General features: G+C 43.9%; 19 protein-coding genes and 1 tRNA gene. 13 read left to right on the top strand and 7 right to left on the bottom strand.

Annotated features, from left to right (window positions below; translation table 11 throughout):
• Nucleotides 1-79: 79 nt before the first annotated feature.
• From ACK8OT_RS04735 to ACK8OT_RS04720, 4 genes are read left to right on the top strand one after another with little or no spacing between them, the layout of a single operon-like run.
• A complete protein-coding gene (locus ACK8OT_RS04735) occupies nucleotides 80-1,123 on the top strand; it encodes a FecCD family ABC transporter permease (RefSeq protein ID WP_410195363.1) in 1,044 nt (347 codons plus the stop codon).
• Between the two features lies 1 nt (nucleotide 1,124).
• Nucleotides 1,125-1,892: a heme ABC transporter ATP-binding protein gene (locus ACK8OT_RS04730; protein ID WP_410195362.1), complete on the top strand. Its 768-nt coding sequence runs from the start codon at nucleotides 1,125-1,127 to the stop codon at nucleotides 1,890-1,892.
• A gap of 15 nt (nucleotides 1,893-1,907) precedes the next feature.
• Nucleotides 1,908-2,558 carry a YdcF family protein gene (locus ACK8OT_RS04725; protein ID WP_410195361.1) on the top strand — a complete coding sequence of 217 codons (651 nt, stop codon included), beginning with the start codon at nucleotides 1,908-1,910 and terminating at the stop codon, nucleotides 2,556-2,558.
• A gap of 28 nt (nucleotides 2,559-2,586) precedes the next feature.
• Nucleotides 2,587-3,525 (top strand): L-lactate dehydrogenase, encoded by a 939-nt coding sequence (locus ACK8OT_RS04720; protein ID WP_410195360.1) that lies wholly within the window; start codon nucleotides 2,587-2,589, stop codon nucleotides 3,523-3,525.
• A 50-nt stretch (nucleotides 3,526-3,575) separates the two neighbouring features.
• On the opposite strand, the gene ACK8OT_RS04715 is transcribed toward ACK8OT_RS04720, so the two are convergent.
• The 5 genes from ACK8OT_RS04715 to ACK8OT_RS04695 all read right to left on the bottom strand — a co-directional run bounded on the left by ACK8OT_RS04715 (nucleotide 3,576) and on the right by ACK8OT_RS04695 (nucleotide 7,673).
• Nucleotides 3,576-4,211: a hypothetical protein gene (locus ACK8OT_RS04715; RefSeq protein WP_410195359.1), complete on the bottom strand. Its 636-nt coding sequence runs from the start codon at nucleotides 4,209-4,211 to the stop codon at nucleotides 3,576-3,578.
• A gap of 67 nt (nucleotides 4,212-4,278) precedes the next feature.
• Nucleotides 4,279-4,725, bottom strand: a complete 447-nt coding sequence (locus ACK8OT_RS04710; RefSeq protein ID WP_410195358.1) for a chemotaxis protein CheX — start codon at nucleotides 4,723-4,725, stop codon at nucleotides 4,279-4,281.
• A gap of 5 nt (nucleotides 4,726-4,730) precedes the next feature.
• A complete protein-coding gene (locus ACK8OT_RS04705; protein WP_410195357.1) occupies nucleotides 4,731-5,093 on the bottom strand; it encodes a response regulator in 363 nt (120 codons plus the stop codon).
• Between the two features lies 1 nt (nucleotide 5,094).
• The gene (locus ACK8OT_RS04700) at nucleotides 5,095-7,239 is read right to left on the bottom strand and encodes an ATP-binding protein (protein ID WP_410195356.1); all 2,145 of its coding nucleotides are present in this window, start codon (nucleotides 7,237-7,239) and stop codon (nucleotides 5,095-5,097) included.
• A gap of 182 nt (nucleotides 7,240-7,421) precedes the next feature.
• A complete protein-coding gene (locus tag ACK8OT_RS04695; RefSeq protein WP_410195355.1) occupies nucleotides 7,422-7,673 on the bottom strand; it encodes a hypothetical protein in 252 nt (83 codons plus the stop codon).
• 184 nt (nucleotides 7,674-7,857) lie between these two features.
• Between ACK8OT_RS04695 and ACK8OT_RS04690 the strand changes: the two genes are divergently transcribed.
• Nucleotides 7,858-9,111 carry a glutamate-5-semialdehyde dehydrogenase gene (locus ACK8OT_RS04690; protein ID WP_410195354.1) on the top strand — a complete coding sequence of 418 codons (1,254 nt, stop codon included), beginning with the start codon at nucleotides 7,858-7,860 and terminating at the stop codon, nucleotides 9,109-9,111.
• A gap of 96 nt (nucleotides 9,112-9,207) precedes the next feature.
• Here the strand turns inward: ACK8OT_RS04690 and ACK8OT_RS04685 are convergent, their stop codons facing one another.
• Nucleotides 9,208-9,876 (bottom strand): OmpA family protein, encoded by a 669-nt coding sequence (locus ACK8OT_RS04685; protein WP_410195353.1) that lies wholly within the window; start codon nucleotides 9,874-9,876, stop codon nucleotides 9,208-9,210.
• Between the two features lie 441 nt (nucleotides 9,877-10,317).
• Between ACK8OT_RS04685 and ACK8OT_RS04680 the strand changes: the two genes are divergently transcribed.
• Nucleotides 10,318-11,946: a methyl-accepting chemotaxis protein gene (locus ACK8OT_RS04680; protein ID WP_410195352.1), complete on the top strand. Its 1,629-nt coding sequence runs from the start codon at nucleotides 10,318-10,320 to the stop codon at nucleotides 11,944-11,946.
• A gap of 172 nt (nucleotides 11,947-12,118) precedes the next feature.
• Nucleotides 12,119-12,334 (top strand): hypothetical protein, encoded by a 216-nt coding sequence (locus ACK8OT_RS04675; protein ID WP_410195351.1) that lies wholly within the window; start codon nucleotides 12,119-12,121, stop codon nucleotides 12,332-12,334.
• A gap of 75 nt (nucleotides 12,335-12,409) precedes the next feature.
• Here the strand turns inward: ACK8OT_RS04675 and ACK8OT_RS04670 are convergent, their stop codons facing one another.
• A complete protein-coding gene (locus ACK8OT_RS04670; protein WP_410195350.1) occupies nucleotides 12,410-13,522 on the bottom strand; it encodes a phosphoserine transaminase in 1,113 nt (370 codons plus the stop codon).
• 363 nt (nucleotides 13,523-13,885) lie between these two features.
• On the opposite strand from ACK8OT_RS04670, the gene ACK8OT_RS04665 reads away from it, so the two are divergent.
• The 6 genes from ACK8OT_RS04665 (at nucleotide 13,886) to ACK8OT_RS04640 (ending at nucleotide 17,789) form a co-directional block, all read left to right on the top strand.
• On the top strand, nucleotides 13,886-14,713 hold the full coding sequence (locus ACK8OT_RS04665) for an HDOD domain-containing protein (protein ID WP_410195349.1): 828 nt from the start codon (nucleotides 13,886-13,888) through the stop codon (nucleotides 14,711-14,713).
• Nucleotides 14,714-14,858: 145 nt separating this feature from the next.
• Nucleotides 14,859-14,934 (top strand) — tRNA-Trp (locus ACK8OT_RS04660).
• Nucleotides 14,935-15,090: 156 nt separating this feature from the next.
• The gene (locus ACK8OT_RS04655; RefSeq protein WP_410195348.1) at nucleotides 15,091-15,522 is read left to right on the top strand and encodes a DNA polymerase III subunit psi; all 432 of its coding nucleotides are present in this window, start codon (nucleotides 15,091-15,093) and stop codon (nucleotides 15,520-15,522) included.
• On the top strand, nucleotides 15,519-15,980 hold the full coding sequence (gene rimI, locus ACK8OT_RS04650) for a ribosomal protein S18-alanine N-acetyltransferase (RefSeq protein WP_410195347.1): 462 nt from the start codon (nucleotides 15,519-15,521) through the stop codon (nucleotides 15,978-15,980). The genes ACK8OT_RS04655 and rimI overlap by 4 nt, the downstream gene beginning before the upstream one ends.
• On the top strand, nucleotides 15,952-16,911 hold the full coding sequence (locus ACK8OT_RS04645) for a M23 family metallopeptidase (protein ID WP_410195346.1): 960 nt from the start codon (nucleotides 15,952-15,954) through the stop codon (nucleotides 16,909-16,911). Before rimI ends, ACK8OT_RS04645 begins: the two co-directional genes overlap by 29 nt.
• Nucleotides 16,912-17,045: 134 nt before the next feature.
• Entirely contained in the window at nucleotides 17,046-17,789 is a 744-nt protein-coding gene (locus tag ACK8OT_RS04640; protein ID WP_410195345.1) for a TrmH family RNA methyltransferase, read from the top strand.
• Nucleotides 17,790-17,797 lie beyond the last annotated feature (8 nt).

Raw genomic sequence — 17,797 nt, 5'->3', positions numbered from 1 at the left:
CTTCTCCCGTCATTTAAAAGATCCCATTACTTGATAGTGGTATCATAGTCTTATCATTTATCTAAGCACTAGGGTTTGCGTGAAAAGTAGTCGTATCTCACGTTGTTATTGGTTTTTTTCGGCGTTGTTATTGATTGCTGCTTTAGCTTCTTTGATGATTGGGCCATTGGCATTTGGGCCCTGGCAAAGCATTCAAACATTAACCGCTATCGTATTTCCATTTTTCGAAGGAGTCAGCGCAACGCACATTATCGTGATGGAAAGCTTACGCTTACCCCGTACTTTGCTTTGTATCTTGATCGGTGCCAACTTGGCCGTTTGTGGCGCTATGATGCAAGGATTATTTCGAAATGCTTTGGCAGATCCCGCTATCGTTGGGGTCTCTAGTGGGGCAGCCCTTGGTGCCGCCTTGGCAATTTACACCAGTCATATTTTGTTCTCGGGGTTACCGAGTCTAGGCCAAGAGATATATATCGCTGGGGCTGCGTTTATCGGTGGAATAGCGGTGACATTATTAGTGTTACGCATCGCGACCACACGTCTTGGCACTTCGGTAAGCGTTATGCTGCTTGCTGGCATTGCTATTACCGCTCTTTCTGGGTCGGGTATCGCAATGCTTTATTATTTTGCTGACGACACTGTGCTGCGCAATATTGTGGCTTGGCAGTTAGGCAGTTTAGTGGGAGCGAATTGGATCATGGTGAGCTTGGCGGCGTTTGTCTGTTTACTGTTATTAGTGAGCATACGTAATACCGCAGCCCCTCTCAATGCTTTACTCTTGGGTGAATCTGAAGCTAGATACCTAGGGGTTAATGTTCAAAGACTGAAATACATGCTGATTTGTTTGACGGCTTTAGCTGTTGGCGTGAGTGTCGCTTGTGTTGGGCTTATTGGTTTTGTGGGTTTAGTGGTGCCCCATTTGGTGCGCTTATTAGTTGGGCCTGACCATCGCGCTGTCCTGCCGCTTTCCGCTTTACTCGGGGCGTGCTTATTGTTAACGGCCGATCTCATTGCGCGCACTGCGTTAATGCCCATTGAGCTGCCGGTTGGAGTGATCATGGGCATTATTGGCGCCCCCTTTTTCATCTATTTGCTGTTAAAGCAGCGCAACCACATGGTTTAGTATGCTTGAAGTCATTAATGGTCACTTAGTTCGTGATAACAAAGTCATCTTGAATGAGATTAATTTTGCTCTTGATTGCAATGAAATAGTCGCCTTGGTCGGGCCAAATGGCGCCGGGAAAAGTAGTCTTTTTAATCTCATTTGCGGTGATGTATTGGGCCAAGGGGAGGTTTTGATTGAGGGCGTATGCCGCCAACATTGGTCAGGTTTCATGTTGGCTGAAAAGATGGCCGTGTTGCCCCAATCTTCGCAATTAAACTTTCCCTTTCGTGCTCATGAAGTCGTTAATATTGGCCGGATGAATAAGAGCGCCCACCACAGTGAAAATGATGTTGTCGTCAGCCAAGTGATGGAAATGTTTGATATCGCGTATAAAGCTAATGCAGTTTATACCTGTTTATCAGGGGGTGAAAAGCAACGAGTACAACTTGCTCGTGTTGTGGCTCAAATTTGGGAGCCTCCTGCTCAAGGTGGACGCTATTTATTGTTGGATGAACCGACCGCAGCACTGGATCTTTTCCATCAACACCAATTGTTGCAACAATTACAACTGCTTCGTGAGCATCAGGTGGGATGTTTTGTCATTTTGCATGATTTAAATCTAGCGGCTCGCTACGCAGACAGGATCATGGTGTTAGATCAAGGACGCTTGGTGGCGCAAGGCAAGCCCCATGAAGTTTTGTCTGCGCCATTATTGCATGACGTGTTTCGCTTAGATGCACAAGTCATCGGGCACCCACAACATGGTCACCCTGTCATTATTTGTTAACATGAGTATGAATTAATGATTTCTGAGCAACAGATAGATCAATATGCAAATTGCCTTTGGCAAGAGATGACACTGCACTCCCCTTTAGCTCCTGCCAGTTGCATTATTGTGCTTGGCTCCGTTGATATTCGCAGTGCAACACATGGCGCAGCCTTAATGCTGGCGGGTTTAGCGCCTTATATCGTGTTTTCGGGAAATTGTGGGCGCAATACCGAAGGGGTCTTTACCGCCACCGAAGCGCAATTGTTTGCCGAGCAAGCGCGCTTAGTGGGGGTGGCGCAGGAGCAAATATTGTTGGAGCCACGGGCCACGAATACTGGAGAAAATGTTAAGTTTTCCATGGCATTATTAGCTGAGCGCAATATCGATGTGCAACAAGTTATCTTAGTGCATAAGGATTTTGCTACCAAACGGGCTTATGCAACCTTTAAGCAGCATTTTCCAGACATTCCGGTGATGGTCACAGGACCTAATCTTAGTTATGCTGATTACCCTAATGATTCGATAGATAAAAAGCTATTAATAAACACCTTAGTGGGTGATATGCAGCGAATGAAACGCTACCCTGAGTTGGGGTATCAAATCGCTATGCCCGTTTCAGAACAAGCTGATTTGGCATATCAAGCCTTAGTGGCGGCAGGATATACAGATCAGTTAATCCAGTAACAAATTACTTTTACTTAAAGGAACTCAGATGAAATCTAAGTCAGTTGGTATTGTTGGAACAGGTAATGTAGGTATGGCCGGGGCTTATGCTATCTACTTACAGCAAATTTGCAGTGAGATAGTGTTGGTTGATCTTGATAAGGCTCGCGCCGAAGGGGAGGCTTTGGATCTGATGCATGGGCAAGGCATCACCGGACGAGTTAAGGTAAAAGCGGGTGATTATGCCGATCTAGCAAGCTGTGATGTGGTGGTGATAACGGCTGGTGCATCTCAAAAGCCTGGGGAAACGCGTTTAGATCTACTCAATAAAAATGCAGCCATCTTTAAAGATATCACGGCTCAAATTGATCAATTTGCACCGCAAGCGCTGGTAGTTATCGCGTCAAATCCCGTCGATATCACAACTTACATTTTCCAGCAGTTAACACAGCGCCCTAATACTAAGGTAATTGGTACAGGAACGGTATTAGATACCAGTCGATTAAAGTCTTTACTGGGTGAACACTATGATGTTGATCCCGCATCCATTCATGGTTATATCCTAGGTGAGCATGGTGATTCAGAGTTTGCCGCATGGAGTACGATCAACATTGGTGGAATTCCTGTTGCAGGTAATGAAGTTCTTGGTATTCCTTATCATCAAGATCAAATCGAAGACTTGTATGATCAAGTTAAAAATGCAGCCTATAAAATTATTGATGGTAAGGGGTACACCAATTGGGCCATCGGCGTGGTAATTGCGAAGTTAGTTTCGTTATTGCTTGCAGATAAAGCGTCGGTTCAACCCATAAGTGTGCGTTTAAACGGTGAATATGGCATTAATGATGTCTGTATCAGTGTTCCGACCAAAATCGGCATTAAAGGGGTTGAGCAAATAGTGGAACTAAATTTAAGCAATGATGAGCTGAAGAAGCTACGCCAATCAGCCGATGTTTTAAAGCAAAATATTGCGAGTGTTGATTTGTAATGCACTGAGTATCACGCCATCGCTAGCATGGCGTGATACTTGACTACCTACTAGGCAATACGTTTTTTTACAACTGTGTTGGACTTTTGACTGCGTTCAACATCAATAAATTCCGTTCGGCCTGTTTCTGCATTATACCAGAGCACGCGAGTCCCAAATCCCTGGCCGTCAGCGCTACGCAACATGTCTAAAAACATGTCGGTTGAGTTTGCCAGATGCACGTCTTCTAACATTTGCATGAACGAGAAAATTGCGTCTTTAAAGTAGCTTGCCGTGCAGTGGACTGGAAACATTAACCGCAAATTCATTTCATCATGTTTGCCTGTCATGGTGTAATTTAGGCAAGTGTGCATGGAAAAAATGGTGGTTTTTACCGAGCCGTCTTTATTGCGAAGTTGGAAAGGATCTTTGGCATGGATCATTTTTTGATACAGCTCGGTTTCAATCAACTGCTTTAACGGCGCAATAAATGACGCCCGTGCCGGCTCAACTTGTGTTTCAAAAAAAGGTTGAGTCAGTTGCATAGTCACACCGCATGGTAGCAGCCAATCATAACGCGCCAATGCGCCGGTAGGGCGGTAATGACCTACACTTGCTTGACAACTGATCTGTTTAAATTGATTGCAAAGGGGTTGATAGACGGTGCTATCGAGGTGGGGAAGTACCTTAAATTCAATGCCAAACATGTCTGCTCACTCTCTGGTGACTGTGATACAGCGAGCAGTGCAGCCATGGCTGCACCGCTTCATTTTATTATTCTAAGCAGATTACAAGTGCCGCTTTGTCCTGACCCCAAGTAATAGGGATAACGAAAGAGCGAATTTCTCGTGGTAGCTTAATATCTTCTAATTGACCTTTGACGATGACAGGAACAGAAATAACAAATTCTGGACCTAAGTCGCGTCTTGCATTACCAGAAACCGTGTTTGCTACTTCACCAACCACGTCACATAGGTTGTCATCTTCAAGATCATCTTCACCTAATGCTTGGAGTAATTTTGCGAGTAGGCGACCGGGTGCTGAAAAATATACACAACCTTTACGAGCACCAGCTATACCGATAATGCCTGTGTAATCAAAAGCCACTTTGGTATCGCTTGATACAAGGTAAGGTACGCCAACCTCAACTTGTTGTCCGGCAAAAGTGCTAAAGAAGTATTTGGTTCCTTCTATAAATACCTGTAATTGTTCTTCTTTCATTCTTTTTATAAATCCTCTAGCAATTGCTCAAAAGCATCGTTGAGCTCGTCTTCCGTAAACGGTTTGCAAATGAAACCTCGTGCGCCAATTGTGAGAGCGCGAATAGCTGTTGCTTTGTCGGCCAAAGCTGACACCACTAAAATTCGAGTGTCAGGTTTTACTTCAAGTATTTTTTCAATACTTTCAATACCATCCATTTCTGGCATGGTTAAGTCCATGGTGACTAGATCTGGCTGTGTTTGCTTAACTAGCTCTACCGCTTCCAGCCCATTACATGCACTGCCAACAACTTCAAGATCACCAACTTTATTACTACGTCGAATTTTACGACGGATAATATTTGAATCGTCAACTATTAACAACTTCATGCTAGACCTGTTCTACCCCAATATTTTGTTCTGTTTCGTTATAAGTTTTTGTTGTCGTGGTAATTTTACCCGGCAATATGATTTCAAAGCGACAGCCTTTATTTTGCTTGTAACTTAACTTCATCTTACCTCCAGACTCAACGACAGATTGTTTGATGACATCTAAGCCTACACCACGACCTGCGTGCATAGATACATCATTTGCAGTAGAGAAGCCAGGTTGGAAAATTAGGTTTAAAATTTCCGCGTTAGACATTTTCTCAATATCTTGCTCGGATACCAAATCGTTTTTCAACGCGTGACGTTTAATTCTATTTACTGATAAGCCAGCACCATCATCCACTATGATTAATGAGTAGTTGCCATCCTCTTTTTGTTGGAAGATAGCTTTTACTGTGCCTTGTGGTGATTTGCCTAACTCAACTCGTTTATTCGGCTCTTCAATACCATGGACCACGGCGTTACGAACCAGCTGTACTGCAACTTCGCGTACCTTACGAATATAAGCTGGTGGCACATGATGGCTATCCAAACCTTGCGTGATAAGGTTAACCATCTTGTTCTCATCTTCGGCAACGCGTTTAACTAACGTATTGATTTCAGAGAACGACTGCATACTCGTGTTGGCAGCAGGTTGTACTTCAGAATGTTGGTCATTGATATTAGCAATTTGCTCACTGAGTAGGCGCAGGCTACCAACCTGAGAGAACAACTCATCAAGTTTAACTGTAAATGGTAAGAAACTGTTACCCGTGATTTCATCACTGTTTTTAATTTCAGTGAGCACGTCTTCCATTTCATGGGTTTTCTTTTCAACGGGTGACACTTCAAGAGCCGCTGCATCACCTTTAATTGAGTGGATAATGCGTTGGAACTGCACCACTTTTGCCATGTAAGCTTTATGGTCTTGATTCGATGATTTTAGCTCTTCATTGATTAGGTTAATGCCGTCACTGGCTTTGTCCAAGAAATCAATGAACGCACCTTTCTCGATGCTTAGAATGCTTACTAGACTATCAACTTCACCCTTCGCTTTCGTTTTGGCTTCTTCTAGTTCACGCTCAAGTTCAACCTCGATGGTACGGTCCATTACGGTTACCAGTACGTGAGATACTAACTTATTCACCCTTACGCGGTTAAACTGGAAGGACAGATACTTGGTTTCAAATAAGCCTGTGTTGCTTAGCAGGTTTACTTCGATCTGCTTAAGTGGGTTCAAGCTTTGAATGAGGTTTTCGTTAACGTGCTCTTTGAATAATAAGCCGATGTAGTCTTCCGACAGTTGTAGCTCACTGTCTGACACCATGTCTTTCAATAATACAGCTAACTTTTTACCGTCTAAATCTTCGCGGCCAAAGATATTAACCAGTTCTCGTGAGTATTGCGAACCAATGATTAAGTCTTGGTCAAGTAGGAATAGACCTTCTTTTACCGTACTTAAAATTTCAGAGTTTTCTTTTTGCGCAAGCTCTAGTTCTTCATCGTTTTTCTTCAAACGACCAACGAAGATAAACATGATTACGAAGAAGTTAAGGATTGCCGCCAGTACTGCCGCAGCCTCAACATATTGCAGCATTTGAGTTTTTTCGTTTGCTTGCTGCTCCATGTAACGCGTTAAGTCGTTCATGAATTTAAGTAGGGTGGCGTTGGTTTCTTTAACCGTCGCGATAGATTCGTGAATATCAAGAAGTGAAACTTGGTCACTGCCATTATTGATGATAGGGCCTAATATTTCTCGATATTGCTGCCACAACTGTAAACCCGCATCAACCGATTGCATTGCTGCTTCGGAGTTAACCGGTTTTACATCAATCATTTCAGTATCATTGATATCGGTAACCGGCACCATGCCGCCTTCTTTGAGGGCAACTAAGGTGACATCAAATAATTCAAAAGTATCGGCGAATTCTTGAAAGTTTTCGGTTACATCAAGGTTAACGGCTAAGTCATCTTGTAATTCGTACAAAGATTTGAGCAATTTCTGCGTCAACATACCTTGTCGACCAGCTAAATTAACACTTTCAGTTTCTTGCTGGATTTCCTTAGACACGAAATAGTTAAGCGCTAACACACAGGTATCTAAAACAAGAAATAGGGTAATTGCAGCCACAATACCGCGGTATTTGCCTAAATCGTGCAACAACATGGTTTAACTTCCTTATACAAAGCTATTGAAGATATAAATATCTTTTATAAACAATAGGTTTTAATGTTTAACACATTTAATTGCAAGAATATAGCATGTGCTATATCGAAAACCTAGTTACAACAATTCGCTATGTGAGCTTCAGCAAGTAAAGGGAGCATTGTTAAACTTCTTCTGAGCAATTATAGCTGTCTTTGCTGAAGAAGCTGAATTAGTTGTTGTGCACCCGATACGCTGACTTGTTCTAGCTGGTCGACCTCACATTGCAGTGCCGTTTCGACCTCATCTAAGGTTAAACCCGATGAAAAACAAGCGTCTAGCGTTCGTCTAAGTAAGCTAGATGGAACCGTATTGTGTACCTTAATGTGGTCGCTAAGCTGGTCTAATAGTTGCGTTAAGGAATAGTTGCCTTGTTGTGGTAATGAAAAACGCATTGAATTTCCTACAGTTACTAATTTACATCGAGGGGCAACTAGCGTGACTTGCCCTTGCTATTATTATTCTTTATTCTGCCAGAATCGCCATAAAATACCCAACCAAGCTTTCGCTGTCGGCGTATCTGAGCTTGAAGGGATATGTGCAAAGGGTAAGCTAGATTTATAAAAGGATAGATTCACCATGAGTGTGCAAGAATATATGCAAAAACTAGGTAAAGATGCTCGCACTGCATCAAGACTAGTGGCTGCTGCGACATCCGGTACAAAAAACAGTGCACTGCTGGCAATTGCCGATGCGTTAAATGACACCCGAGATTATTTAATTGCTGAAAATGCAAAGGATCTACAAGCGGGGCGTGACAAAGGCTTAGATGAAGCCATGATTGATCGTTTGGCGCTGACATCACAAGGGATTGACAAGATGATTGAAGGCTTACGTCAAGTGGCCGCTTTACCTGATCCTTGTGGTGCAATAACAGATTTAAACTATATGCCTTCAGGGATCCAAGTCGGTAAAATGCGTGTGCCGCTGGGGGTGATTGGGATTATTTATGAATCTCGTCCCAATGTGACCATCGATGCGGCTAGCTTATGTTTAAAATCCGGTAATGCCACTATTCTAAGAGGCGGTAGTGAAGCGATACACTCAAATCGCGCGGTGGCAAAGTGTATCAAAGTAGGTTTACAACAAGTGGGTTTACCCGAGACAGCGGTTCAAGTCGTTGAAACAACGGATAGGGCTGCGGTAGGTGAATTGATCACTATGGATCAGTATGTTGATGTGATAGTACCACGTGGTGGTAAAAGCTTGATTGAGCGCATCTCGCGTGACGCAAAAGTAACCGTAATTAAACATTTAGATGGCATTTGCCACGTCTACATCGATGATCAAGCCGATCTTGATAAAGCGTACAACATCGCCATCAACGCCAAAACGCATCGCTATGGCGTGTGTAATGCAATGGAAACCTTGCTGGTACACAAAGATGTTGCTGATGAAATCTTACCTCGTTTGGCGCTAGGTTATGGTGAAAAGGGGGTCGAGCTCAGGGGTTGTGAAGCGACTTGTCAGATTATCGAGGCTAATCCCGCAACAGAAGAAGACTGGGCCACGGAATACCTTGCTCCGATCTTGTCGATTAAGATAGTTGAGGATATGGATCAGGCAATGGATCACATTGCTCAGTATAGCTCGGCACATTCTGAGGCCATTGTTACGCAAGACTACTCTAAGGGACGTCGATTTATCACCGAAGTGGATTCAAGTTCAGTGATGATAAATGCTTCTACGCGATTTGCTGATGGCTTTGAATACGGATTGGGAGCAGAAATAGGCATTTCGACCGATAAAATTCACGCTCGGGGTCCGGTTGGTTTAGAAGGCCTCACATCGCAGAAGTGGGTCGTTTTAGGCGATGGTCATATTCGCCAATAAGGTGATGAATATTTAGTCTTTAAAAATATTAAATGCCGAGCGGTTGCTCGGCATTTATTTAGCCCGCTAAAACAGGCTTATCTATTTCAGCTTTACTTAGCGATTGTAGCGAATTTCAACACGTTTGTTAGCTTGCTGACCTTCTTTTGTATCGTTGGTCGCTACTGGTTGTTCTTCACCGTAACCTTGCGCAGTTAGACGAGACGCTTCAACACCTTGGCTGATTAAGAAGTCTCTTACTGCATCTGCACGTTTCTGCGATAGCATCATGTTGAACTCGGCGCTGCCTGTGCTTGAAGTGTGGCCCGCTACTTCAAGCATCCCTTCTTCACGAACTAGGCGAGAAGCAACCGCTTCTAGGATTGCTTTTGCTTCAGGTGTTAGTTGAGCAGAGCCTTCAGCAAATACTACGCCAGGTAGGTTTTCAACCTGTACATATTGGGTATCTTTTGGAAACTCAGCGATAATACGCTTAACTTCTTCAGTACAGTACATATCTGCATCTGCTTGGTGTTGAGCTGCTTTATCCGCTGCAGCTTGAGCTGCATCGTATTGAACTTCGTACAATTCACCACCTTTAGCCTCAGCTAATAGTCTTTTAGCTTCTTCTAACGCTAAAGAAGTTTGATGGATTGCTACAATACACTGGCCAATTGAACCGCCTTCAACTTGATCAACTGTTTGTTGAATTGGCTCGACACTTTTACTTGTAGAACAACCAGCAAGAACGGCAGCAGCAGCGGCTGTTAAAAGTAGTTTTTTCATTGGTTTTCCTTATATTTTATTTACAGGGGACTACAAAATAATAATGATGTTATAAACCTAGCTATTTTCTCTTAGTGAGGCAATAAAAAAATATGATTTTTTACTGATATTTTTGACTTGATGTTTGATTGTCAATTTTATGTTTTATTTAACAATTGAAAGGCCTGTGCATGGAAATAGCCTAATTCTCGTCAAGTTAAAGGTAATCAATGTGCTCTCGTGATAAAGGCTTCATTTTTTGTTATTGCTTTGCTATTTCAATTAAAGAAATTGGCGTGACGGCCGATTTAACTCTAGATTAATAATAAAGCTGACCAATGAGTTAGTATGGTTAGAAGTAGCTCAGTGATAGCTCAGCTTCACCATCAAGTGAAGAGTGAGCGGACTTAGCTTGCTTCAATAAATCGAACCAGACTGCTGCGATAATTATAAGGATGCAACATGACGTTAAAGACTAAAGTATGGGGCATGGCAATTTTGACCTTAGTTGCCTTGCTCGGTGTAATGCTAATGGGCCTTTACACTCTCCGGCAAGCCAGTGATGCCGATAACAAATCACGGATTTACCAGCTACTCAAAAGCACTTACTCAACCGTCAATCAAATTGAAGAATATGTTGCGGCTGGAAAAATGAGTGATGAACAAGGTAAGGAGCTTGCTGCGCAGATTTTGCGTGAGAATAAGTATAACGATTCTGAATACGTTTACGTTGCTGATGAAAACATGGACTTTGTTGCTGCGCCCCATGACCCTCAGTTGCACGGTACCAGTTTTCACGACTTCAAGGATGCCGAAGGCGGCAGTGTTGGTCAAATTCTATTGGATGCGGTGAGAGGGCAACCTAGCGGCATTGTAGAATATGAATGGACTTCGCGTAATGCAGAAGGTGATGTAGCTGAGTTACTTTCTGTTGCGCAAATTTCCAAGCGTTGGAAATGGGCGGTGGGTACAGGCATTCGCTCTACCGAGGTGGATGCGCGTTTTTGGGCTTCCGCCAAGGTACAGCTGATTTTATGTTTGGTTATTGCGGCGGTATTGGGCTTTATCATAATCACGACAATCCGTAAGATCATGACAGATTTAGGCGGTGAGCCAGAGGAAGTGCTTACGTTGGTAAGAGCCGTAGCTGGAGGCGATCTTTCAACACCAGTTAAATCCGCTGACACTTACAGTCAATCAAGTATTTATGGTTCAGTCGTATCAATGCAGGCTTCACTTCGTGAGATCATGAATAGTGTTGCAACTGCCACGCAAGAGCTAAGAAACGAAGCAACTAATGCTGATAGTCGCTCTAGCCAAGTAGACCAAGTTTCTGATGCGCAGCGCAGTGAAACCGATATGGTTGCAACATCCATGACCGAGATGTCATCTTCGGCGCGTACTGTGGCTGAGAGCGCTAATAATGCGGCCGCTTCCACTCAAGAAGCTGATGTCGAGGGGCAAAGAGCGCAGGGCATAGTATTAAGCTCGGTGAGTTCAATTGAGGGCTTGGCCTCTCAGATTGATGAAGCAGCTCAAGTCATAGGTGAGCTAGGACGTGATGTTGATAACATCGTATCGGTCTTAGATGTTATTCGCGGCATTGCTGAACAAACTAATTTACTTGCGTTGAATGCGGCGATTGAAGCTGCGCGAGCGGGTGAGCAGGGCCGTGGATTTGCGGTGGTTGCTGATGAAGTTCGTAATCTGGCTAAACGCACCCAAGACAGTACTGCAGAAATCCAGCAAATGATTGAGCGCTTGCAAACGGGCTCACAAAAAGCCGTTAACTCGATGGAAAACAGTAAAACATCGAGTATTGAGACGGTTTCAGGCGCACAAGAAGCGGCGCAAGCGCTACAACAAATTGCGGATTCATTGGGCACCATTACCGAAATGAATCATCAAATTGCGAGCGCTGCGGATGAGCAGACTAAAGTGGGTGATGATATCTCTCATCGCATTAACTCTATTGCAGACAGCTCTCACAGAGCCGCCGAATTAGCGAGAGAAAACAGAGCATCAACCAATGTAATTATGGATTTGGCCGATAATTTAGAGCAACAAATACGTAAGTTTAAGGTGAGCTAAGTTCTCTTATCCTAAACATCAACGCGGCCTTTGGCCGCGTTTTTTCGTTGGCGTATTTTGTAGGCTTAGTGGTAACGGATGGCATTAGGCGTTACTATCTCTTGTAATACTAAGTTTGACTGAGGCATGTAAAGGTGACTGGCATGCCCGTGGTAAGAAGTGGAGCCATAACATGAGTGATTTTGAACAAGAATTGAAAGCAATGGAAGACGAAGCCGCCAACGAAACGCCATTGCCAAGCATAGAGGAACAGCGTGCGATTGTCGCTAAGCTAAAAGCGCTTGAAGAAAAGGGGGAGTTAACCCCAGAAGCCATGGCTGAATTTTTTGCAGCTTACAGCAATGAAACGAATAAAGTAAAAAATCTAGCTGCAAGTGAAGAAGAATAATTAAGTCCTAAATAAATACAACTAACCCAAGGCTATTGCCCTTGGGTTAGTTTGTTTTATCACGTATTCAACAGCTTATTGTACTTGTTGCCAAGCCCACTCAAGCCAAGGCATTAAGGCTTTTAAGTCAGCTTCTTCTACCGTGCTACCACACCAAATACGTAGGCCATCGGGCGCATCACGGTATGAACCAATGTCGTAAGCGACTTTTTCATTTTCCAACAGTTTAATAAACTGTTTCACCTGTTCCGGCGTTGCTTTTAAGGTTAAGCAAACACTGGTGTTTGAACGTGTTTCGGGCGTAGCAGCAAGAAAATCAATCCAATCATGGCTGGCGACAAATTCTTCTAGTACCGCCAAATTTGCTTTAGATTTAGCGATTGCCGCTGGTAAACCGCCGATTGATTCAACCCAATCGAGGGCATCTTGATAATCAGCGACACAAAGCATGGATGGGGTATTAATGGTTGCACCACTAAAGATGCCTTCTATTAACTTGCCTTTAGCCGTTAATCTGAAAATTTTAGGTAAAGGCCAGCTTGGTTGATAACTTTCTAGTCTTTCAACCGCGCGCGGGCTAAGAATTATTACGCCGTGGGCACCTTCACCACCAAGCACTTTTTGCCAGCTAAAGGTAATCACATCTAGCTTCTCCCATGGCATTTCCATGGCAAAAACTGCTGAGGTAGCATCACAAATAGTCAGGCCTTGACGATCAGACTTTATCCAATCGCCATTGGGCACTTTAACGCCTGAAGTGGTGCCGTTCCATGTAAATACAACGTCATTATCTTGGTTGATAGCGCTAAGATCGGGCAGTTGACCGTATTCAGCAAAGTGAGTGTTGATGTTGGCTAATTTTAGTTGCTGACTAATGTCGGTATACCATTCTTGGCCAAACGATTCCCACGCCGCAATATCTACGCCTCGGGCACCTAACATCGACCACATAATCATTTCCATCGCTCCGGTATCTGAGCCTGGCACAATACCAACGCGGTAATCTTTTGGTAAACCTAGCAATTTAGCTGTGTCTTCAATGGTTTTTTGCAGCGCATTTTTACCGATAGCGGCGCGATGTGAACGCCCTAAAGTCTCGGTACTCAGAGCGCCAAGGTTATAGCCAGGGCGTTTGCTGCAAGGACCAGAAGAAAAGTTAGGGTTAGTGGGTTTGCTTAATGTGGTCATATCTGCCCAGGTTCCTTTCGATTTTAGATGTTGTGTCTATATTGTTGTGCTTACTTTGTTGTGACTTGAAGTCATGGCGAAATTAGCCTTATCGCCTCGCTTATATGTGCCAGCTTACTACTAGAGTTGAAGATTTAACGGCTAGCTGAAACTTCAAACCACTTTTGTATAGGTTGTTGTAATAAATGACTATCTCTGTTCTGTTTAGCGCTACTGTGTGGTTTGTTGTGTACCCGCATTCAAGCTAATTAAAGATATCGCTAATGGCGCTCAAAATACCACGAAGCTTTTACTTTAATCTATAGTTTTAGCAAGGGCTTTGGCATTTAAGGCTTATAATAAAAACGAGAAAAGGATGCAACCATGGCAATCAATATCACCCAGCAAGAAAGAGCTTTGTTGAAAACGATCAGTATCCCTCCACGGCCAGAAGTCTTATTGACTGTTTCAGAAGAAGCTCGAAAGCCTGAGCCAAATGTTGCTGTGATTGCACAAGCGGTTAGTTCTGATGTCGGAATCGCTTCCGCTGTTCTGCAAGTGGTGAATTCAGCAGCCTTTCGTCGAGCCAAGGAAATAGAGTCGATTCAGCAAGCGGTGATGATGTTAGGTCTAAAGCGTATTATTCCATTGGTTAAAGCGGTTGCGCTCAAATCAAGTATGTCCAACCATCCTTTATTGGATGATTTTTGGCAGCAAGCAACGGCCATCGCACAAGCTTGCTCTGCGGTAGCTAAGTTGCTAGATAAAGAAGAGCTTATAGATAATGCCTATATGCTTGGGCTGTTTCATATGTCTGGCGTACCTGTCATGATGCTAGGTTTTGAGCAATACCCTGACCTATATCAGAAAGTCGAAGAGCTTGGCTGGCCTGAAATGACCGAGCAAGAGCACAAAGCCTTTGGTACCGCGCATACGACTATCGGAGCCTTATTGTCTCAGCAATGGTTGTTGCCTAAAGCCTTGGTAGAAATTATTTATTATCAGCAAGATGCTGCAGGTTTATACCACAGTGGTGAGCTTCCTGCGATTGCGTTAGATTTACTCACTATTTTGAAAATAGCCCGCTATGTTACGCTCAAGAGCGCTGAGTCTGAATGGTCAGCGGTACAAGAATCGATTGCCGAGTATTTAGGGCTTGATGATATTGCTTTAGAAGAGTTATTAGATCGGGTTGACCAGCTTTTACATTAGTAAATGCATCAGTAAAGAAACGGGCAAAACTGAAATAGCCGTGGTGCAGAGGGATATCGGCGATTAATTCAGCACTTAAACATAATTTGTCATAAAAGGCTTTACCTTTAAAAAACATTTGGTATTATCTGCCTCGTTGTTCAGCAGGGGTGTAGTTCCAACGGCAGAACGTCGGATTCCAAATCCGAATGTTGGGAGTTCGAATCTCTCCACCCCTGCCAAATTCTAAAAGCCTGACTCTTAAGTCAGGCTTTTTTCGTTTCAGCCTATATCAACTGATATGCAGGCTCTTGATCCCTTACCTGTCCTCTTTTCAAGTCGTGTTTTGTTGCTAATTTAGATAAGATTAATGCTCATTTTGAGATATGTGGGCAGCAATGGATCAGTATCACGCATTTTTACTCCATGAAATGGGGATCACAACTTGGCAGTCGAATGCTTCGCAGGCCGCTGCGTTAACCCCATCTGAGCCAGAAGAAACGCCTGCCATAGCGCCTGTGGATTTATCGACGTATGAAATTGCCATTATCGGCGAGCCGACAGTGCTTAGTTCAGATTTTGTGGTCGCCGTTCTCAAATCCATGCAGCTTAAACCAACTCAGGCTAAGGTGTTATCCATGGCTGAGTTTTTAGCCTATCAAGGCAGTATGCCGAACTGGTTGTGGTCGACTCAAGGTGACGTGGCTGCTATGCCAAATTGTCGGGTTATCAACTCACCAAGCATAATAAAAACCAGCCAAGACCAAGATGCTAAGCATGCTTTATGGCGTCAAATTAAGTCTCATTTAGCCGCGCAGAGGAAAGGATGATGGCGTCCCAAACGACGAATGTGATTATCGCCCCGATGGCACTCAATGATCTGCCCGCGATATCTGAAATTGAACGGCGCGCTCACCTTTGGCCGTGGAGTGACAACACCTTAAGTGGTAATTTTGGCTCGCGTTATTACAACCATATCTTGCTAATAGAGCAGAAGGTGATTGGTTACTACATTGCCAGTCAGGCTGGGGTGGAGGCGAGTTTATTAAATATTGCAGTGGATCCTGATTTTCAGGGGGCGGGTTATGGCCGTTTGCTGTTACAACATTTGATTGATCTTTCAAAGCAAAAACAGTTGCAAGAGATTTGGCTCGAAGTGCGAGTTTCTAACACGGCTGCTTGTCAGCTGTATCACCAGCTTGGTTTTGTCGAAGTCGATCGGAGAAAAGGATACTACCCAGCGCAAGAAGGACGCGAAGATGCCATCATTATGTGTTGCTACCTATAAACCTCTTGCTAATCTGGCGGTGTTGGCTTTGCTGTTTACCAGTGCAAGCCTCAATGCTGCCCGTGATATTTATAAATATCAAGATAATGACGGCAATTGGGTGTTTAGTGATATTCGCCCTGAAGTGAAGTTTGAAGTATCGCATCAACAGGTGGCCGAGCCAGAAATTTTACCGGTGCGAGTGCTGCATAAAGTGAGCGAAGGAAATCAATCGGCGCAAATTGTTGCCGTTAACAATTACGCGATGCCGGTTACCTTGAGTTTGTCCTTTACTCAACTTGAAAATGCCAAACTTTCCAAACCAGCAACTGAGCAATTTAACCTCAATGCTAACACTCGAGAAGCGATCCTTGAGGTGTTGCCCGTAGCTCAAGGCCAGTGGCGTTTCCAATATCAATACAGTTTCACTCCCGGTCTACTTGATCCGGATTATGATGCCAACTATGCCTATCAAATTCCGTTTAATTTCGACCGAACAACGCAAATCTCCCAAGGCTTTAATGGTTCATTTACCCATAGTGAGCCTCATAGTCGTTATGCTATCGATATTCCTTTACCTGAAGGTACGCCAGTGGTGGCCGCTCGTTCGGGGGTAGTGGTTGAAGTGGTAGAAAATAATAGCGGCGCTGCCACGGCGGATTTTGCCAAAACTAAAGCAAATGTGGTGCGTCTAGCGCACGATGACGGCAGCATGACGGTTTACGCCCACTTAAAAACGTTTTCATCCAAGGTGCGGGTTGGCCAGCAGGTTAGTAAAGGGCAAACTTTAGCGCTTTCTGGCAATACGGGTTTTAGTACGGGACCTCACTTGCATTTTGCGGTGCAAATTAACCAAGGCGGCGAACTCGTCGCCGTGCCATTTCTACTTGATATTGAAGGTCAAGCTGTGGCTCCAGATAAAGCCATGAAGTTGGCTTCAGGAACTCCTTAACCAAGATTTTTACGTGACGGCTCTTAGCCTTGCCCGAGGATGTTATTTCTGGCTTTGTCGGCAATATTTAGGGGATTTTGCTTAATGGCGCATTTAGTGGAATAATCTCGCCGATAGCCAAGGAGCCAGCGCCAATGATCACTAAAAACCAAATTAAGTTAATTAATTCTCTTGCTCAAAAAAAATACCGTAAGCAGCATGGACTGTTTTTAGTGCAAGGCGAAAAAAATGTGGCAGAGCTGTTTCGTTCCGAGTATGAATTGCACCAAGTATTTGCCACTCAAGCATTGGTAACTCAGTATCAAGACCAATTAAACGGTGCGCATGTCGTCGTTACTACATCAGATGCTTTAGCTAAAGCGGGCACCTTTAGTTCAAACAATAGCGCGCTGGCCCTAGTTAAAATTCCGACTCCCGCAGAGGCTCCGGTTAATGCAGCTAATTTATTGCTTGCCTTGGATGGTGTTTCTGATCCCGGAAATCTAGGCACCTTGATCCGTTTAGCCGATTGGTACGGTATTAGCGATATTCTCGTTAGCCAAGATTGCGCGGATTTTTACAACCCTAAGGTTATCAGTGCCACCATGGGATCATTTTGTCGGGTGCGTTTGCATCGGGTGGATTTAGCTGAATTTCTTAGCCAACAGGTTTGCCCCATTTATGGCGCTTTTTTGGAAGGTGAAAACATTCATCAAGCGACGCTGAGCGATTCTGGCATCATCGTTTTAGGCAGTGAGTCTCATGGTATTCGCGCAGATGTTGCCGAGTTCGTTAGCCACAAAATAACCATACCTAACTTCGGTCAGGCCGAGTCACTTAATGTGGCGATGGCTGGCGCCATCATCATAGATAATTTTAAGCGACACAGCGCAAACTAGTTTGGCTA

Source organism: Motilimonas thetidivivens (genome assembly GCF_046452435.1).
Taxonomy (GTDB): Bacteria; Pseudomonadota; Gammaproteobacteria; order Enterobacterales; family CBDFNC01; genus Motilimonas.
Note: the sequence above shows the minus strand (reverse complement) of the source record. Positions and strands in the feature narration are given on the sequence as shown.